This window comes from Curtobacterium sp. PsM8 (assembly GCF_030433875.1).
Lineage (GTDB): Bacteria > Actinomycetota > Actinomycetes > Actinomycetales > Microbacteriaceae > Curtobacterium.
Map to the genome: position 1 here is coordinate 1 of NZ_JARUXD010000073.1, position 17,623 is coordinate 17,623.

General features: G+C 70.5%; 16 protein-coding genes. 15 read left to right on the top strand and 1 reads right to left on the bottom strand.

The window, feature by feature from the left end; genetic code table 11:
• Positions 1-130: 130 nt before the first annotated feature.
• Positions 131-496: a DUF1844 domain-containing protein gene (locus QCD68_RS14480; RefSeq protein WP_111073738.1), complete on the bottom strand. Its 366-nt coding sequence runs from the start codon at positions 494-496 to the stop codon at positions 131-133.
• Positions 497-837: 341 nt separating this feature from the next.
• Here QCD68_RS14480 and infC point away from each other — a divergent pair, with 341 nt between their 5' ends.
• The 15 genes from infC to tyrS all read left to right on the top strand — a co-directional run bounded on the left by infC (position 838) and on the right by tyrS (position 17,151).
• Positions 838-1,509, top strand: a complete 672-nt coding sequence (infC, locus tag QCD68_RS14485; protein WP_111073737.1) for a translation initiation factor IF-3 — start codon at positions 838-840, stop codon at positions 1,507-1,509.
• Positions 1,510-1,570: 61 nt separating this feature from the next.
• The gene (rpmI, locus tag QCD68_RS14490) at positions 1,571-1,765 is read left to right on the top strand and encodes a 50S ribosomal protein L35 (RefSeq protein WP_111073736.1); all 195 of its coding nucleotides are present in this window, start codon (positions 1,571-1,573) and stop codon (positions 1,763-1,765) included.
• A gap of 29 nt (positions 1,766-1,794) precedes the next feature.
• The gene (gene rplT / locus QCD68_RS14495) at positions 1,795-2,178 is read left to right on the top strand and encodes a 50S ribosomal protein L20 (protein ID WP_111073735.1); all 384 of its coding nucleotides are present in this window, start codon (positions 1,795-1,797) and stop codon (positions 2,176-2,178) included.
• Between the two features lie 119 nt (positions 2,179-2,297).
• Positions 2,298-3,155 carry a TrmH family RNA methyltransferase gene (locus tag QCD68_RS14500; protein ID WP_290156762.1) on the top strand — a complete coding sequence of 286 codons (858 nt, stop codon included), beginning with the start codon at positions 2,298-2,300 and terminating at the stop codon, positions 3,153-3,155.
• Between the two features lie 68 nt (positions 3,156-3,223).
• Entirely contained in the window at positions 3,224-4,264 is a 1,041-nt protein-coding gene (gene pheS / locus QCD68_RS14505) for a phenylalanine--tRNA ligase subunit alpha (protein WP_253464761.1), read from the top strand.
• On the top strand, positions 4,264-6,756 hold the full coding sequence (pheT, locus tag QCD68_RS14510; protein WP_301223529.1) for a phenylalanine--tRNA ligase subunit beta: 2,493 nt from the start codon (positions 4,264-4,266) through the stop codon (positions 6,754-6,756). The genes pheS and pheT overlap by 1 nt, the downstream gene beginning before the upstream one ends.
• Before the next feature lie 73 nt (positions 6,757-6,829).
• Entirely contained in the window at positions 6,830-7,927 is a 1,098-nt protein-coding gene (locus QCD68_RS14515) for an N-acetyl-gamma-glutamyl-phosphate reductase (protein WP_253464755.1), read from the top strand.
• 74 nt (positions 7,928-8,001) lie between these two features.
• A complete protein-coding gene (gene argJ, locus QCD68_RS14520; RefSeq protein ID WP_301223534.1) occupies positions 8,002-9,162 on the top strand; it encodes a bifunctional glutamate N-acetyltransferase/amino-acid acetyltransferase ArgJ in 1,161 nt (386 codons plus the stop codon).
• The gene (gene argB, locus QCD68_RS14525; RefSeq protein WP_301223530.1) at positions 9,162-10,190 is read left to right on the top strand and encodes an acetylglutamate kinase; all 1,029 of its coding nucleotides are present in this window, start codon (positions 9,162-9,164) and stop codon (positions 10,188-10,190) included. The genes argJ and argB overlap by 1 nt, the downstream gene beginning before the upstream one ends.
• 50 nt (positions 10,191-10,240) lie before the next feature.
• Positions 10,241-11,413, top strand: a complete 1,173-nt coding sequence (locus QCD68_RS14530) for an acetylornithine transaminase (RefSeq protein WP_374107149.1) — start codon at positions 10,241-10,243, stop codon at positions 11,411-11,413.
• Entirely contained in the window at positions 11,410-12,351 is a 942-nt protein-coding gene (gene argF, locus QCD68_RS14535) for an ornithine carbamoyltransferase (RefSeq protein ID WP_111073729.1), read from the top strand. The genes QCD68_RS14530 and argF overlap by 4 nt, the downstream gene beginning before the upstream one ends.
• A gap of 26 nt (positions 12,352-12,377) precedes the next feature.
• Entirely contained in the window at positions 12,378-13,574 is a 1,197-nt protein-coding gene (locus QCD68_RS14540; RefSeq protein ID WP_111073728.1) for an argininosuccinate synthase, read from the top strand.
• 93 nt (positions 13,575-13,667) lie between these two features.
• Entirely contained in the window at positions 13,668-15,137 is a 1,470-nt protein-coding gene (gene argH, locus QCD68_RS14545; protein ID WP_301223531.1) for an argininosuccinate lyase, read from the top strand.
• Positions 15,138-15,145: 8 nt separating this feature from the next.
• A complete protein-coding gene (locus QCD68_RS14550) occupies positions 15,146-15,805 on the top strand; it encodes a DNA-3-methyladenine glycosylase (protein WP_367316841.1) in 660 nt (219 codons plus the stop codon).
• Positions 15,806-15,837: 32 nt separating this feature from the next.
• Entirely contained in the window at positions 15,838-17,151 is a 1,314-nt protein-coding gene (tyrS, locus tag QCD68_RS14555; RefSeq protein ID WP_301223533.1) for a tyrosine--tRNA ligase, read from the top strand.
• Positions 17,152-17,623: the final 472 nt, after the last annotated feature.

A 17,623-nucleotide genomic window follows, 5' to 3' on the forward strand; every position in this document is an offset into this window, starting at 1 on the left:
GGTCCCGGACCTGGTCGAGGTGCTCGCGGGCGCGGTCGTCCTGGGGGCGGTGCGGTGGGCCTAGGGGCCCCCCCCGGGCGGGGGGGGGGGGCCCCCCCCCCCCGGCCCCCCGGTCCGTCAGTGGGACCGTCTAGTTGACGGGTCCGGTGTACTTCTCGCCCGGACCCTTGCCCGGTGCGTCCGGGATCGCCGACGCTTCGCGGAACGCCAGCTGCACGGACCGCAGCCCGTCGCGGAGCGGACGCGCGTGCTGGTCGCCGATCTCGGTCGCGGCCGCGGTGACGAGCCCGGCGAGCGAGGTGATGAGCTTCCGCGCTTCGTCCAGGTCGGTCTGCTGCTCCGGGTCGTCGGCCAGGCCGACCTTCACGGCGGCGGCGCTGAGCAGGTGGACGGCCACGGTGTTGATGAGTTCGATCGCGGGGACCTCGGCGATGTCGCGCGCGGCCTCGTCGGAATCGTCGAATGCGGGGGCCGGGTTGCTCGGGGTGTCGGTCACGGTGCTCCTCTGCTAGACTCGCCGACGGCAGACACTGTCCGCGCGCCCGGATCTTTCCGGTCGAGCCCAGATCCTCCCGGTTGTACTCGAGAAGGTCCGGATCAGGACAGCGTCACGAAAGAGGAGTTCCTCCCACCCGCGGCTGCACCAAGGCTATCGGGTCACCACCGCTCCGCCGGAGTCCACGATGTGGGCATCGGCAGGCCGAACCGCAAGGGTCGGCGCAAGCCGGACCGCAAGGGTCGGCGTCGGGCGGCTGCCGAACGGGTCTCGATCCGTGCGTCAGATCTCCTCTCTCGTGCCGTCGTCCCGGGCAAACGCCCCGGACGGCCACCACCTGATTGAAGGAGCTCCGCATCACCGATCCCCGTACCAACGACCGAATCCGCGTCCCCGAGGTCCGACTGGTCGGACCCCAGGGCGAGCAGGTCGGCGTTGTCCCCATCGCCGTCGCACTGCGCCTCGCGCAGGAAGCCGAGCTGGATCTGGTCGAGGTCGCGCCGAACTCGAAGCCGCCCGTCGCCAAGATCATGGACTACGGCAAGTTCAAGTACGAAGCCGCTCAGAAGGCCAAGGAAGCCCGCCGCAACCAGGTCAACACCGACCTGAAAGAGGTCCGGTTCCGCCTGAAGATCGACGTGCACGACTACGAGACGAAGCGCAAGCGCGCCGAGGGGTTCCTCCTCGGTGGCGACAAGGTGAAGGCGATGATCCTCTTCCGCGGTCGCGAGCAGTCGCGTCCCGAGCAGGGTGTCCGGCTCCTCCAGAAGTTCGCGGAGGAGATCGCAGAGTTCGGCGTTGTCGAGTCGCGTCCGACTCAGGACGGCCGCAACATGACGATGATCATCGCGCCGCTGAAGAACAAGTCGGACGTCAAGGGCGAGCAGAACGCCAAGCGTGCCGCTGAGAAGGCCGAGCGGAAGGCCACCGAGCACTCCGCCAAGGCCAAGTCGGAGGACGAGCCCACGTCGGCTCCCGCCGCAGCAGCCCCGGCCGACTCGTCGGCCGAATAGGTCCTCCCAGGCCGATCCGCGCTCGACGCGGTCCCCATCCACCCCACGGAAAGGCACCACGATGCCCAAGCAGAAGACCCACTCCGGGTCGAAGAAGCGCTTCAAGATCACCGGCAGCGGCAAGATCATGAAGCAGCAGGCCGGTATGCGCCACAACCTCGAGGTGAAGTCCTCCAAGCGCAAGGCCCGCCTCAACGAGGACCAGGTCCTCGCGAAGGCCGACGTCAAGGCCGTCAAGAAGCTCCTCGGCCACTGAGTCGACCCGGATCGTAAAGGAACAGATCAATGGCAAGAGTCAAGAGAGCGGTCAACGCCGCCAAGAAGCGTCGCGTCATCCTCGAGCGCGCAGAGGGCTACCGCGGTCAGCGGTCGCGCCTCTACCGCAAGGCGAAGGAGCAGGTCACCCACTCCCTCGTCTACGCGTACCGTGACCGTCACGCGAAGAAGGGCGAGTTCCGTCGCCTCTGGATCCAGCGCATCAACGCTGCGTCGCGTGCGAACGGCCTGACCTACAACCGCCTCATCCAGGGTCTGGCCCTGGCTGGCGTCGAGGTCGACCGCCGCATCCTCGCGGACCTCGCGATCAACAACGCCGAGACGTTCGCCGCGCTCGTCGAGACCGCCAAGAAGGCCCTGCCGGCCGACACCTCGGCGCCGAAGGCAGCCTGAGCCACGTCACCCGTGCACCGGAACCCCCGCTCCCTGTGGAGTGGGGGTTCCGTCGTTCCCGGGGCCATCCGTCGGCAGTCCGGTCGTGGCGGGCAGCCGGTGGTTCCTAGACTGGGCCCGTGAGCGAACTCCTCGAGAACCCCCGTGCCGGCCGAGTGAAGGCCGTGGCCGCCCTGGCCAAGAAGGACGTCCGTGCCGAGACCGGGCTGTTCCTGCTCGAGGGCCCGCAGGCCGTGCGCGAGGCGATCGAGTACCGCCCGGAGCTCCTCCGTGAGCTCTACGTCACCCCGACCGCGGCCGCGCGCCACGGTCTGGACGACGCCCCGGTCGACACCTGGTTCGTCACCGAGCAGGTGCTCGACGCGATGGCCGACACGGTCACCCCGCAGGGCGTGGTCGCGGTGTGCCAGCAGTTCCCGACGTCGGTCAAGGACGTCTTCCCGGACGCCCGTCTGGAGGCGCGTGTCGACTCCGACGAGTCCGGCGCCCTGCCCGGACTGGTCGCCATCCTCGAGGAGGTCCGCGACCCGGGCAACGCCGGCACGATCATCCGGGCCGCAGATGCCGCCGGAGCAGACGCCGTCGTGCTCACCGGACGCAGTGTCGACCCGTACAACCCCAAGGTCGTCCGTTCCACCACCGGCTCGCTGTTCCACGTGCCGGTGTCGGTCGGGGTGACGCTGGTCGACGCCATCGAGCGCGCACGGGGTCTCGGCTACACGATCCTCGCAGCCGACGTGTCCGGCGACGACCTGCCGGACGTCCGCGCCGACGGCATGCTCGACGGGCCGACGGTCTGGGTCTTCGGCAACGAGGCCCGCGGCCTGACCACCGAGGACCTCGCGCTGGTCGACCGGGCCGTGAAGGTGCCGATCTACGGGCGGGCCGAGTCGATGAACCTCGCGACCGCGGCGTCGGTGTGCCTCTACGAGAGCGCGTTCGCCCAGCGCACCCGATCCTCCACAGCCAGCGACTGACGGGGCACTCTCCACAGTCCGACCGGTGCAGGGCGGCGGTATCCCGTCGGCCGGTAGGCTTGGCTCTCGTGTCAGAACCTCTCGAGATCAGCGAATCGGCGGTCGCCGGTGCCGTGGAAGCGGCCCTCGCCGCCGTCCGCGCCACGACGACCGTCGCCGAGCTGAAGCAGGCCCGTGCCGAGCACACCGGTGAGCAGTCGACGCTCGCGCGGATGAACGCGTCGATGCGCAGCGTCCCGCCGGAGCAGAAGGCCGCCGCAGGCAAGCTCGTCGGTCAGGCCCGCGGTCAGGTGAACCAGGCGATCGCCGCGCAGGAAGCGGTCCTCGCCGAATCGGAAGAGCGCGCGCGCCTCGACGCCGAGCGCGTGGACGTCACCGCGCTGCCGTCACGTCGCACGCCGGGTTCGCGGCACCCGCTGTCGGTCCTCAACGAGACCGTCGCGGACATCTTCGTCGGCATGGGGTGGGAGGTCGCGGAAGGCCCCGAGCTCGAGCACGAGTGGTTCAACTTCGACGCGCTGAACTTCGACCAGGACCACCCGGCGCGGGCGATGGCGGACACGGTGTTCGTCGAGCCCGTGGACCGGCACCTGCTGATGCGCACGCACACCTCGCCGGTGCAGGTGCGGTCGTTGCTGTCGCGCGAGCTGCCTCTGTACGTCATCGCCCCGGGCCGGGTGTACCGCGCCGACGAACTCGACGCCACACACCTGCCGGTCTTCACCCAGGTCGAGGGCATCGCGATCGACAAGGGCCTGACGATGGCACACCTCCGCGGCACGCTCGAGCACTTCGCGCGCCAGGTCTTCGGTGCCGAAGCGCAGATCCGACTGCGCCCGAACTACTTCCCGTTCACCGAGCCGAGCGCCGAGATGGACGTCTGGCAGCCGAACGCCAAGGGCGGCGCGCGCTGGGTCGAGTGGGGTGGCTGCGGCATGGTCAACCCGAACGTCCTGCGCGCCGCCGGCATCGACCCGGACGAGTACCAGGGCTTCGCCTTCGGCATGGGCATCGAGCGGACGCTGCAGTTCCGCAACGGCCTGAACGACATGCGTGACTTCCTCGAGGGCGATCTCCGCTTCTCGCAGCAGTTCGGAACGGTGGTCTGATGCGCGTCCCACTCCGCTGGCTCGGCGAATCCGTCGACCTGCCCGACGACGTCTCGCTCGAGCACGTCCACGCCGCCCTGGTGTCGGTCGGGTTCGAAGAGGAAGCCGTGCACACGTTCGACCTGGCCGGACCCGTCGTGGTCGGCCGGGTGCTCGAACGCGTCCCGGAGCCGCAGAAGAACGGCAAGACGATCAACTGGTGCCAGGTGGACGTCGGCGAAGCCGAACCCCGCGGCATCGTCTGTGGTGCCCACAACTTCGACGTCGGCGACCTCGTCGTGGTGACCCTGCCCGGCGCCGTGCTCCCCGGTCCGTTCCCGATCGCCGCCCGCAAGACCTACGGCCACGTGTCCGACGGCATGATCGCCTCGGCTCGTGAACTCGGGCTCGGCGACGAGCACGACGGCATCCTCCGCTTCGCGGATCTCGGCATGGACCCCGAGGTCGGTGCGGACGCCATCGCGCTGCTCGGCCTGGACGACGCCGCCGTCGAGATCAACGTGACGCCGGACCGCGGCTACGCGATGAGCATGCGCGGGGTCGCTCGTGAGTACGCGCACGCCACCGGGGCGACCTTCTCGGACCCCGTCGACCGTGTCCTGCCGCGCACCGGTGACGGCTTCGCGGTGACGATCGACGATGCCGCACCGATCCGTGGGCGCGTCGGGTCGAGCACCTTCGTGACGCGGGTCGTCCGCGGCATCGACGCCAGCCGTCCGACGCCGGCCTGGATGGTCGCGCGCCTGTCGCTCGCCGGTGTCCGGTCGATCTCCCTGCCCGTCGACATCACCAACTACGTGATGTTCGAGCTCGGTCAGCCGCTGCACGGGTACGACCTCGGCACGCTCCAGGGCGGCCTCACCGTCCGTCGGGCCACCGCGGGGGAGCGCCTCACCACGCTCGACGACGTGGAGCGCACGCTCGACGCCGAAGACCTGGTCATCGCGGACGGCGACGGGGCCGTGGGCCTCGCCGGCGTCATGGGTGGCGCACGCACCGAGATCACCGCGGCGACGACCGACGTCCTGATCGAGGCCGCCGGCTTCGACCAGGTGTCCATCGCCCGTACGGCCCGGCGGCACAAGCTGCCGAGCGAGGCCTCGCGGCGGTTCGAGCGCGGTGTCGACCCGCTCGTCGCCCAGGCCGCGGCGAACCGCGCCGTCGAGCTGCTCGTCGACCTCGCCGGTGGCACGCCGGACGCCCTCGGGTCGACGCTGGTCGACGAGTCGCCGCGCCCCACCGTGACCATGCGCCTGGACCGGGCCGCCGGGCTCATCGGTGTCGAGTACACCGACGCCGAGGTGCTCGACACCCTCCGCGCGATCGGGGCGACCGTCAGCGTCGACGGTGACCGCGTCGCCGTGACCCCGCCGAGCTGGCGCCCCGACCTGGTGGACGACGTCTCCCTGGTCGAGGAGATCGCCCGCATCGTCGGGTACGACCGCATCCCCAGCGTGCTGCCGGTCGCGCCGCCCGGACGTGGGCTGACGCGGCACCAGCAGGCCCGACGCCGGGTCTCGGCCGCCCTCGCCGCTGCCGGACTGACCGAGGTCGTCACGGCCCCGTTCGTCTCCGCGGCCACCGCTGCCGCGTTCCCGGGCATCGACCCTGCGGGCGGCCCGAGCGTCGTCCTGGCGAACGCCCTCGACAGTGCTCAGGACCACCTGCGCCGGAGCGGTCTGCCGGCCCTCGTCGACGTCGCCCGTCGGAACCTCTCCCGCGGCCTGGTCGACGTCGCCGTGTACGAGACCTCCCGGGTGTTCCTGCCGGAGCCCGGCGTGGAGCTCGGCACCGTCGAGGTCCCGGTCGGGGCGCAGCGTCCGACGGCCGAGACCCTCACGGCTCTGGACGCCGCGCTGCCCCCGCAGCCGTTCCATGTCAGTGCCCTGCTCGTCGGCAACGCCGTGCTCAAGCAGCCGGGCACCGCGGTCGAACCGTTCGGCATCGCGGACGCCCTCGACGTCGCCCGCACCGTGGCCTGGGCCGTCGGCGTCGACCTGACCGTCACGCAGACCAGCCACCCGTCGCTGCACCCCGGACGCGCTGCGTCGCTGCTCGTCGGGGACGTCGTCGTCGGCGTCGCGGGCGAGCTGCTGCCGGAGCGCACGGCGGATGCCGACCTGCCGCGTGTGGTCGCCGTCGTCGAGATGGACCTCGACGCACTGGTCGCCGCGGCCCCCGAGTTGGTCGACGTCTCGGCGATCGTGTCGTACCCGGCCGCGACCCAGGACCTGTCACTGGTGGTGGACGTGTCGGTGCCCGCCGGTGACGTCCTGACCGAGGTGCGCGCTGGTGCCGGAGACCTCTTGGAGTATGCTCGGCTCGTGGATGACTACCGGGGTGCCGGCGTGGACGAGGGACAGAAGTCCCTGACGTTCGCCCTGCGCTTCCGTGCCACGGACCGCACGCTGACCGCTGCCGAGGCCTCCGAGGCCCGCGATGGCGCAGTCCGACGTGCCGGCGAGCGATTCGGGGCGACCCTGCGCGACTGATCCACGACGGATCACCGCCCGGGGTCGCCGCCTCCGACTCTCTCGACGAACAGTCCGACCAAAGGTGGAACCCATGTCCGTATCCGTCGCCGTGGCGGGAGCCAGCGGCTACGCGGGTGGCGAGTTGTTGCGCATCCTCTCCGCTCACCCCGAGTTCGACATCAGGACGGTCACGGCGTTCTCGAACGCCGGACAGCCGCTCATCGCGACGCAGCCGCACCTGCGATCGCTCGCGCACCTGACCCTGGTGGCGACGACGGCCGAGAACCTCCGCGGTCACGACGTGGTGTTCCTCGCGTTGCCGCACGGCCAGTCCGGTGCGATCACCGCCGAACTCGACGCGGACACCCTCGTGGTGGACTGCGGCGCGGACCACCGCCTGACCGACGAGAGCGCCTGGGCGACCTTCTACGGCGGCGAGTTCCACGGTGCGTGGACCTACGGTCTGCCGGAACTGCTGCACGCTCCGCCCGCGCCGGGTGCAGCGGAGGAGTGGCGGGACGTCGACGACATCGTCGTGCAGGGCCGGCAGCGTACCGAGCTCGCGGCGACGAAGCGCATCGCGGTCCCCGGCTGCAACGTCACCGCGGTCACGCTCGGCATCCAGCCCGGTGTCCAGGCGGGCCTCGTCGAGTCCGACGACATCGTCGCCGTCCTGAGCGTCGGCCCGAGCGGTGCCGGCAAGAAGCTGGAGCCGACCTACCTCGCCGCCGAGATCATGGGCTCCGCCAGCGCGTACGCCGTCGGCGGCACCCACCGGCACGTCCCGGAGATCCAGCAGAACCTCCGCGTCGCCGGTGCGTCCGACGTCCGCATCTCGTTCACCCCGGTGCTCGTGCCGATGTCGCGCGGGATCCTCGCGACGACGACGGCTCGCCTGGCTCCCGGGGTCACCGCGCACGACGTGCGCTTCGCCTGGGAGCAGGCCTACGCCGACGAGCCCTTCGTGCACCTGTTGCCCGAAGGCGTCTTCCCGCGGGTCGCCGACACGATCGGTGCCAACACCGCGTTGGTCGGCATCGCCGTCGACGAAGCAGCCGGTCGAGTCGTCGCGGTCACCGCGCTCGACAACCTCGCCAAGGGGACCGGCGGCGCAGCCGTGCAGTCCGCGAACATCGCGCTCGGCTTCCCCGAGACGCTCGGCCTCAGCGTGGACGGAGTCGCCCCGTGACCGACAGCAAGCACAGCACCGACAGCACCGGCGCGGACGACGCGACCACGGGCCTCCCGTCCGCCCAGGATGCGTTGCAGGGCGTCACCGCCGCCGCGGGCTTCCGTGCCGCCGGCGTCACCGCTGGCCTGAAGACGAGCGGCAAGCCGGACGTGGCGCTCGTCGTCAACGACGGCCCGTCCGATGCCGTGGCCGCCGTCTTCACCTCGAACCGCGCCCAGGCGCACCCGGTGATCTGGTCCCGCCAGGTCGTCGGTGACGGGGTGGCGCGTGCCGTCGTCCTCAACTCGGGAGGCGCGAACTGCTTCACGGGAGCGTTCGGCTTCCAGACGACCCACCTCACCGCCGAAGCGGTCGGCGACGCCCTCGGGATCGGCGCCGGCGACGTGGTCGTCTGCTCCACCGGCCTGATCGGGCGAGGCGACCAGACGTTCCGCGACGGCGTTCTCCACGGCGTGACGCTCGCGGCCGACGCCCTCACCGACGGTGGGGGACCGGACGCCGCGACCGCCATCATGACCACCGACACCACGCCGAAGCAGTCCGTCGTGACCGTCGACGGCTGGACGGTCGGCGGCATGGCGAAGGGTGCGGGCATGCTCGCACCGGGGCTGGCGACGATGCTCGTGGTCATCACGACCGACGCGGCGCTGACCTCGGACGAACTCGATCAGGCACTGCGCGCCGCGACCCGGGTCACCTTCGACCGTGTCGACTCGGACGGCTGCATGTCGACGAACGACACCGTCGTGCTGATGTCCTCCGGTGCGTCCGGCACGACGCCCGAGGTCGGTGACTTCCAGGAGGCCCTGACCGCCGTCTGCGCCGACCTCGCCCGCCAGCTCCAGCAGGACGCCGAGGGCGCCGCGCACGACATCGCGATCGAGGTGGTCGGAGCCGTGAGCGAGGACGACGCGGTCACGGTCGGCCGCAGTGTGGCGCGGAACAACCTGTTCAAGGCTGCCGTCTTCGGCAACGACCCGAACTGGGGCCGCGTCCTCGCCGCGATCGGGACGACCGACGCGGAGTTCGATCCGTACGCGGTCGACGTCTCGATGAACGGCATCCGGGTCTGCCACGCCGGCGCCCCCGACCAGCCGAGCGACAGCGTCGACCTCACCCCGCGGGACACCCACGTGCTCATCGACCTCGGGGTCGGACCGTACGCGGCCACGATCCTGACGAACGACCTGACGCACGACTACGTCCACGAGAACAGCGCGTACTCCAGCTGATGAGCGATCCGGACCTCTCGAAGGAAGAAGAGCACGAGCTCGCGACCGTCAAGGCCGCGACCCTCATCGAGTCCCTGCCGTGGTTGAAGCGGTTCTCGGGCAAGATCGTCGTCGTCAAGTTCGGCGGCAACGCGATGGTGAACGACGACCTCAAGCGCGCGTTCGCCGAGGACATGGTCTACCTCCGGTACGCCGGCCTGCACCCCGTCGTCGTGCACGGCGGCGGACCGCAGATCTCGGCGGCGCTGAAGGAACAGGGCATCGAGTCCGAGTTCCGCGGCGGCTACCGCGTGACGACCACCGAGGCGATCACCGTCGTCCGCGACGTGCTGGCCGGTGAGGTGAACCGCGAGATCGTGGACCTCATCGACGAACACGGCCCCGGCCTGGGTGTCGGCGTGTTCGGCGACGGCGGGTCGCTGTTCACCGGCGAGAAGAAGGGCGTCGTCGTGGACGGCGAGCACTTCGACCTCGGCCACGTCGGCGACATCACCCACGTGGACCCGTCCGGCGTCCTCGCCGCGATCCGGGCCGACCGCATCCCGGTCGTGTCGAGCATCGCGATCGACGACGCGCACCCGGACCAGGCGCTCAACGTGAACGCCGACGCCGCGGCCGCCGCGCTGGCGATCGCCCTGAACGCGTCGAAGCTGATGATGCTGACCGACGTCCCCGGGCTGTACCGCAACTGGCCCGACCGCGACTCGATCATCGACCTCATCGCGGTCGAGGAGCTGCGGCAGCTGCTGCCCTCGCTCGAGTCGGGGATGATCCCGAAGATGACCGCGTGCCTGGACGCGGTGGTCGGCGGGGTCGGCGGTGCGACCATCATCGACGGTCGCATCCCGCACTCGATCCTGCTCGAGGTCTTCACCCTGCGCGGTGCGGGCACCGAGGTGATCCCGGACCCCAGCCGACGGACCGAGAACCAGAACACCCACGCCGAGATCGGCCGTCGCGCCGCCGGCGAGCACGCGACCCCGCAGCACACGACCCTGCACCACGACGAGAAGGGCACACCACGGTGAGCACCGAGACGCAGACCGAGACCTGGAACGACCGGTTCGGGGCGTCGCTCATGCGATCCCTGACCCCGCCGAAGATCATGCTCGAGCGCGGCGAGGGTTGCCGCGTCTGGGACGTCGACGGCAACGAGTACCTCGACTTCCTCGCGGGCATCGCCGTGAACTCGCTCGGCCACGCCCACCCGGCGCTGGTCGAGGCGATCAGCGACCAGGCCGCGAAGCTCGTGCACGTGTCGAACTACTTCGCCACACCGCCGCAGCTCGAACTGGCCGAGCGCCTCAAGCGCATCTCCGGAGCCGGTGACGCGGGCCGCGTGTACTTCGGCAACTCCGGAGCCGAGGCGAACGAGGCGGCCTTCAAACTCGCACGCCTGAACCGCGGTGCGGACGGTCGGAAGACCCGCATCCTCGCCCTGCAGCAGGCGTTCCACGGCCGGACCATGGGGGCACTCGCCCTCACCGGCAAGCCCGCCCTGCAAGAGGACTTCCTGCCGATGATCCCCGGTGTCGAGCACATCGAGACGTCGATCGAGGCCCTCGAACGATCGATCGACGACACCGTCGCCGCACTCATCCTCGAGCCGATCAAGGGCGAGGCCGGCGTGGTCGACCTGCCCGAGGGCTTCCTGCAGGCCGCCCGGGCGCTGACCGAGCAGCACGGTGCCCTGCTGATCCTCGACGAGATCCAGACCGGCATCGGCCGGACCGGGTCGTGGTTCGCGTTCCAGAACACCGGCGTGACCCCCGACGCCATCACGGTGGCCAAGGGCATCGCCGGCGGGTTCCCGATCGGCGCCCTCGTGACCTTCGGGGCAGCGTCCGACCTGTTCTCGGCCGGCCAGCACGGTTCGACGTTCGGCGGCAACCCGCTCGGCACCCGGGTCGCGAACGCGGTCCTGGCCGAGATCGAACGGGCCGGCCTCGTCGAGAACGCCGTCGTCAAGGGTGAGCGGATCCGCGCCGGCATCACCGCCCTCGGTTCCGACCTGGTGGAAGAGGTGCGCGGCAGCGGCCTGCTCGTCGGCGTCGGCCTGCGTCTGCCGGTCGCAGCAGCCGTGTCCGCCGCCGCACTCGACCGCGGGCTGATCATCAACGCCCCGAACGAATCGAGCCTGCGCATCGCGCCGCCGCTCATCGTGTCCGACGACGAGATCGACGAGTTCCTCGCGATCCTCGCCCAGAGCATGGCGGCCGTCGCGGGCGCCGACCAGGAGACCACCGCATGACCCGCCACTTCCTCCGGGACGACGACCTCACCCAGGCGGAGCAGTCCGCGATCCTCGACCTCGCCGTCGAGATGAAGCGCGACCGCTGGGGTGCGAAGCCGCTCGCCGGCCCGCAGAGCGTCGCCGTGATCTTCGACAAGTCGTCGACCCGCACCCGGGTGTCCTTCCACGTCGGCATCAGCGACCTGGGCGGCAGCCCGCTGATCATCTCGACCGCCAACAGCCAGCTCGGCGGCAAGGAGACCCCGACCGACACGGCGCGTGTGCTCGAGCGCATGGTGTCGGCGATCGTGTGGCGCACCTACGGCCAGGCCGGGCTCGAGGAGATGGCGGCGAGCACCACCGTGCCCGTGGTCAACGCGCTGTCCGACGACTTCCACCCGTGCCAGCTGCTCGCCGACCTGCTGACCATCCGCGAGCACCGCGGTGCCCTGGCCGGTCAGACCATCGCCTTCGTGGGCGACGGCGCCAGCAACATGGCGCACTCGTACCTGCTCGCCTGCGCGACCGCCGGCATGCACGTCCGCGTCGGCGCCCCAGCCGAGTTCGCCCCGGCCGCCCAGGTCGTCGCCGACGCCGAGGCACGCGCTGCGGAGACCGGCGGTTCGGTGCTCGTCGTGACCGACCCGGTCGCGGCGGTCGCCGGGGCCGACGTCGTCGTCACCGACACGTGGGTGTCGATGGGCAAGGAAGAAGAGAAGCAGCAGCGTCTCGAGGTCTTCCACGGCTACCGCGTCGACGACGAGCTGCTCGCGCACGCGGCCGCCGATGCCGTGTTCATGCACTGCCTGCCGGCCGACCGTGGCTACGAGGTCACGGCCGAGGTCATCGACGGCCCGCGCAGCATCATCTGGGACGAGGCGGAGAACCGTCTGCACGCCCAGAAGGCCCTGCTCGCCTGGCTCCTCGCCGCCAACACGGCGACCGCCAGCAACTGACAACCACCCCAGCAAGGAGAACACTCATGGCAGACCGCGTCGTACTGGCCTACTCAGGTGGCCTCGACACCTCCGTCGGCATCGGCTGGCTCAAGGACGCCACCGGGAAAGAGGTCGTCGCCCTGGCGGTGGACGTCGGCCAGGGTGGCGAGGACATGGACGCCATCCGCCAGCGCGCGCTCGACTGCGGCGCGGTGGAGTCCGTCGTCATCGACGCCAAGGACGAGTTCGCGGACGACTACCTCGTCCCCGCCCTCAAGGCGAACGCGCTCTACCAGAAGCGCTACCCGCTCGTGTCCGCGCTGAGCCGCCCGCTCATCGCGAAGCACCTCGCCCTGACGGCGAAGCAGCTCGGCGCCGACAGCGTCGCGCACGGCTGCACCGGCAAGGGCAACGACCAGGTCCGGTTCGAGGCCGCGGTCGCCGCGATCGCCCCCGACCTGACCAGCGTCGCGCCGGTCCGCGACCTCGCGCTGACCCGCGACAAGGCGATCGTCTACGCGCAGGAGCACGACCTGCCGATCCTGCAGAGCAAGAAGTCGCCGTACTCGATCGACCAGAACGTCTGGGGTCGCGCGGTGGAGACCGGGTTCCTCGAGGACCCGTGGAACGCCCCGATCGAGGACCTCTACGCCTACACGCAGGACCCGTCGGTCGATCGTGAGGCCGACGAGGTCACCATCACGTTCGAGCAGGGTGTCCCGGTCGCGATCGACGGCCAGCGCTTCAGCGTCCTGCGCATCGTGCAGGAGCTCAACGCCCTCGCCGGCAAGCACGGCGTCGGCCGCATCGACGTCGTCGAGGACCGCCTCGTCGGCATCAAGTCGCGCGAGGTCTACGAGGCCCCGGCCGCGATGGCACTCATCGCCGCGCACGAGGAGCTCGAGAGCCTGACCCTCGAGCGTGACGTGAACCGCTACAAGCGCGGTGTCGAGTCGGAGTGGGCCGACCTGGTCTACGACGGTCTCTGGTTCGGTGGCCTCAAGCGCAGCCTCGACGCCTTCATCGACTCCACGCAGGAGTACGTGTCCGGCGACATCCGCATGCAGCTGCACGGCGGTCGCGCCACGGTGACCGGTCGTCGTTCGGAGCAGAGCCTCTACGACTTCGACCTCGCCACGTACGACACCGGCGACACGTTCGACCAGTCGCTGTCCAAGGGCTTCATCGAGCTGTGGTCGCTGCCGAGCAAGATCTCGGCCCGCCGCGACCTCGCGAACTAGCCGAAGCGCAGCCGCAGCCGCAGCCGAAGCGCAGCCGCAGCCGCAGCCAGCACCACCAGCACCACCCAGCCACCTCTGACGACGCAGGACGACATGACGGACGTGCCCCGGGCCTCCCGGCCGGAAGAAGCCAGCAGCAAGACCGACGCGACGAACACGGGCGCCCTCTGGGGCGGTCGTTTCGCGGACGGTCCGAGTGCCGAGCTCGCCGCGCTGTCGAAGTCGACGCACTTCGACTGGCAGCTGGCGCCGTACGACCTCGCCGGGTCCCGCGCCCACGCGCGAGCACTGCAGACGGCCGGGTACCTGACAGCTGACGAGCTGGACCGGATGCTCGCCGGGCTGGACCGCCTCGAGGAGTCGTTCCTCGACGGGGCCCTGCAGCCCGCCGACTCCGACGAGGACGTGCACGGAGCCCTCGAGCGCCTGCTCATCGCGGACGTCGGACCGCAACTCGGCGGGAAGCTCCGCGCCAGCCGCAGCCGCAACGACCAGATCGCGACCCTCGGCCGCATGCACATGCTCGACCACGGACGGCGGATCGGCCGGATGGTGATCGACCTCGTCGACGCGATCAGCCAGCAGGCGTCCGAGCACGAGGGCGCGATCATGCCGGGCCGGACCCACCTACAGCACGCGCAGCCGGTCCTGCTCGCCCACCACCTGCTCGCACACGCGTGGCCCCTCGTCCGCGACCTGGAACGGCTGCGTGACTGGGCCGGTCGCGCGAGCGTGAGCCCCTACGGTGCCGGCGCGCTGGCGGGCAGTTCGCTCGGGCTCGACCCGACGGCGATCGCCCACGAGCTGGGCTTCGCTCGGCCGGCCGACAACTCGATCGACGCGACGGCCGCTCGCGACGTCGTGGCGGAGTTCGCCTTCGTCCTGGCGCAGATCGGCATCGACGTCTCGCGTCTGGCCGAGGAGATCATCCTCTGGAACACCAAGGAGTTCGGCTTCGTCCGGCTGCACGATGCCTTCTCGACCGGGTCGAGCATCATGCCGCAGAAGAAGAACCCGGACATCGCCGAACTCGCGCGCGGCAAGTCCGGCCGGCTGATCGGCAACCTCACCGGCCTGCTCGCCACCCTGAAGGGTCTGCCCCTGGCGTACAACCGCGACCTGCAGGAGGACAAGGAGCCGGTCTTCGACTCGGTCGCCCAGCTCGAGGTCCTGCTGCCCGCCTTCACCGGCATGGTCGCGACGCTCTCGTTCGACACCGCCCGGATGGCCGAACTGGCCCCGCAGGGCTTCTCGCTCGCGACCGACGTCGCCGAGTGGCTGGTCCGCCAGGGCGTCCCCTTCCGTGACGCGCACGAGGTGTCCGGTGCGCTGGTGCGGTACTGCGAAGAGCGCGGGCTCGACCTCGACGACCCGACGGACGAGCAGTACGCGTCCGTCTCGCCGCACCTGACGCCGGACGTGCGCGCCGTCCTGACCATCGAGGGCAGCGTCGCCTCGCGTCGTGGCGTGGGTGGCACCGCGCCGGAGCGGGTCGCCGAGCAGCTCGCTGCCGTGACCCGGTCCGTGGCCGAGATCGCCGCGGGGACGCCCTTCGCCCGATGACCGGAGCGGTGAGCGCCCTGCAGGCCCTGCTGTCGGAGCCGGCCCCGGTCTCCGCACCGGCCCTGCTCGGTGCGACCCTCACCGGCAAGGGCGTCACCCTCCGCATCACCGAGGTCGAGGCCTACTCCGGCTCCGTCGACCCCGGCTCCCACGGTCACCGCGGGATGACGCCGCGGAACCGGCACCTCTTCGGCCCGCCCGGCAACCTCTACGCCTACCGCTCGTACGGCATCCACACCTGCGTCAACGTGGTGAGCGGACCCGACGGCGTCTCGTCCGGGTCCTTGCTCCGCGGAGCGGAGGTCGTCGCCGGCATCGAGACCGCCCGGCGACGGCGTGGTCCGGCCGTCGCCGACGTCGCCCTCGCGCGCGGACCGGGCAACCTCGGGGTCGCGCTCGGCGCGGTCCTCGGCGAGGACGACGGCACCTCGCTCCTCGACGGTTCCGGCCCGTACCGGCTCACCCTGGCACCCGGTCTGGAGGCCCGGCTCGCCTCCGCGACACCGGCTGCGGTCACCGAGGCCCTCCTGACCGACGGCTCGATCGCGCGCGGACCACGGACCGGTGTCGGCGGGGTCGCGGGTGGCGCCTCCTTCCCGTGGCGGTTCTGGTTGCCCGGCGACCCGACGGTGTCGACGTACCGCCGTCACAAGGGCGCCGTCGACTGAAGCGTGTCTCGCTGCGCCGCTACGATGGCGGGGTGTCCAGTGATACCGCTCCCGATGTCCTGACGCGCCAGCAGAACGACCCCACCTTCGCCTCGGTGTGGGACGAACTGCGCTGGCGTGGTCTGGTGCACGTCTCGACCGACGAGACCGCACTCAAAGAGGCTCTCGACGCCGGCCCGGTCACCTACTACTGCGGGTTCGACCCGACGGCTCCGTCGCTCCACTGCGGCAACCTGCTGCAGCTGCTCACCATGCGTCGATTGCAGTTGGCGGGCCACAAGCCGCTCGCGCTCGTCGGCGGGTCGACCGGTCTGATCGGCGACCCGCGTCCGACGGCCGAGCGGACGCTGAACACCCCGGAGACCGTGGTCGAGTGGGTCGGTCGTCTGCAGACCCAGGTCTCGCGCTTCCTCAGCCCGGACGGCGACAACGGGGTCCGTCTGGTGAACAACCTCGACTGGACCGCACCGCTCTCCGCGATCGACTTCCTGCGCGACATCGGCAAGTACTTCCGCGTCAACTCGATGCTCAAGAAGGACGCCGTCGCCGCCCGCCTGAACTCCGACGCGGGCATCAGCTACACGGAGTTCAGCTACCAGATCCTGCAGGGGCTGGACTTCCGCGAGCTGTACCGACAGTACGGGTGCACGCTGCAGACCGGTGGGTCGGACCAGTGGGGGAACCTGACCTCGGGCACGGAGCTGATCCGGCGCACCGAGGGTGTGGCCGCCCACGCGGTCGGGACGCCCCTCATCACGAACTCCGACGGCACCAAGTTCGGCAAGAGCGAGGGCAACGCCATCTGGCTCGACGCCACGATGACGTCGCCGTACGCCTTCTACCAGTTCTGGCTCAACACCTCGGATGCGGACGTGATCGCGCGGCTGCGCCAGTTCACGTTCCTGTCGCGGGCCGAGATCGAGCGGCTCGAGCAGGCGGTGGCCGACGAGCCGTTCCGCCGGGAGGCCCAGCGCACCTTGGCCGTGGAGGTCACCACCGTGGTCCACGGGGCTGACGCGACGCAGGCGACGATCGACGCGTCGGCGGCCCTGTTCGGCAACGGCGACCTCGCCGCGCTGGACGACGAGACGCTGCGGTCCGCCATCTCGGAACTGCCGGGGTCCGTCACCATCGACGGGACGGCGGAGCTCGCTCACGCACTCGTCGAGACGGAGCTCGTGAAGTCCCTCGGCGAAGCCCGGCGCGCGATCACCCAGGGTGGGGTCTACGTGAACAACGAGCGAGCGGAGGACCCGGCGGCGACGGTGGCGTCCCTCGCACTGCCGGCCGGGGTCCTCGTCCTCCGCCGGGGGAAGAAGACCCTCGCCGGAGTGACGGTGTCCTGACCCTGTCCTGCTCTCCCCGAACGCCCGGTCCTCGTCGAGGCCCGGGCGTTCGTCGTCTACCCGTTGGCGTCGCCGGCGATCGCGGCCGTTGTTGCAGTGTGCGACACGCCCGGGATGTGGGGTGGGTTGGTGGTGTGGGGTGGGGGCTGCGTAAAGTAATCCCTCGTCACCCCAAAGGTGCGGCGGAGCGGCTGGAGCAAAAGCCCAGAGCACGTCGGCCCTCAAGCGGGACCATCCTCCACTGGAGTTCAGATCTGGCCTTGTGCTGGTTCGCTTCGACGCTTAGGATGACTACTCCACCGGTTCTCTCCTTCGGGATGAGCCACTGGATCTGGTTGCACGGTTGTGTGGCTGGGTTCGACGACATCGGTGGGTTCGAGAACGACAGCCTCTCTGGCGGAGCATCTTCGTGGTGTCGAGTGGGGAGTGCGTCTGGTCCTTGAGAACTCAACAGCGTGCACATTGTCAATGC